At 66.8% G+C, this 1,001-nt stretch carries 1 protein-coding gene; it reads left to right on the top strand.

Going from position 1 to position 1,001, the window contains the following annotated elements; all coding sequences use genetic code 11:
• Positions 1-15: 15 nt before the first annotated feature.
• On the top strand, positions 16-1,001 hold a 986-nt coding region (locus ACFOX0_RS34170; RefSeq protein ID WP_377553826.1), incomplete at its 3' end, for an endo-1,4-beta-xylanase.

The raw sequence follows: 1,001 nt of genomic DNA, 5'->3' as shown, positions 1-1,001 counted from the left end.
CGGTCCCGTCGGCCGGTGATCGCGTTGATGTCAGTCACTGCGGCGGCGGTGACCGCGGCGGGTGTGACGTTGGTGTTCGCCGGGCCGGCGAGTGCGGCGTCGACGTTGGGGGCGGCGGCGGCGCAGTCGGGCCGGTATTTCGGTGCGGCGGTGGCGGTGGGTAAGTTGTCGCAGTCGCAGTACAGCACGATCCTGGATCGTGAGTTCAACATGGTGACGCCCGAGAACGAGATGAAGTGGGACGCCACCGAGCCGCAGCAGAACCAGTTCAACTACAACGCCGGTGACCAGTTGGTCTCCCACGCGCAGGCGCACAACCAGCGGGTCCGGGGACACGCGTTGTCGTGGCATCAGCAGCAGCCCGGTTGGGCGCAGAACATGTCGGGCACGGCGTTGCGTAACGCGATGGTCAACCACATCACCCAGGTCGCCACCCACTACCGGGGCAAGATCTACGCCTGGGACGTGGTGAACGAGGCGTTCGCCGACGGTGGCAGCGGCGGGCGGCGTGACTCGAACCTGCAACGCACCGGCAACGACTGGATCGAGGTCGCCTTCCGGACCGCCCACTCGGCCGACCCCGCCGCGAAGCTGTGTTACAACGACTACAACACCGACGGGATCAACGCCAAGTCCACCGGTATCTACAACATGGTCCGCGACTTCAGGTCCCGCGGTGTGCCGATCGACTGCGTCGGTTTCCAGTCCCACCTCGGTGGCATGCCACCGGGTGACTACCAGGCCAACCTGCAACGCTTCGCCGACCTCGGCGTCGAGGTCCAGATCACCGAACTGGACATCTCCGGCTCCAACCAGGCCAACGCCTACGCCGCGGTGACCAAGGCCTGCCTCGCCGTCGCCCGCTGCGCCGGCATCACCGTCTGGGGCATCCGCGACAGCGACTCCTGGCGCACCGGAGAAAACCCCCTGCTGTTCGACGGCAACGGCAACAAGAAGGCCGCCTACAACTCCGTCCTGGACGCCCTCAACGCCGGCGGCAC

It is taken from the genome of Micromonospora zhanjiangensis (assembly GCF_042650605.1).
Lineage (GTDB): Bacteria > Actinomycetota > Actinomycetes > Mycobacteriales > Micromonosporaceae > Micromonospora_J > Micromonospora_J zhanjiangensis.
The sequence above is the reverse complement of the archived record's forward strand: the minus strand, read 5'-3'. Positions and strand labels throughout refer to the sequence as shown.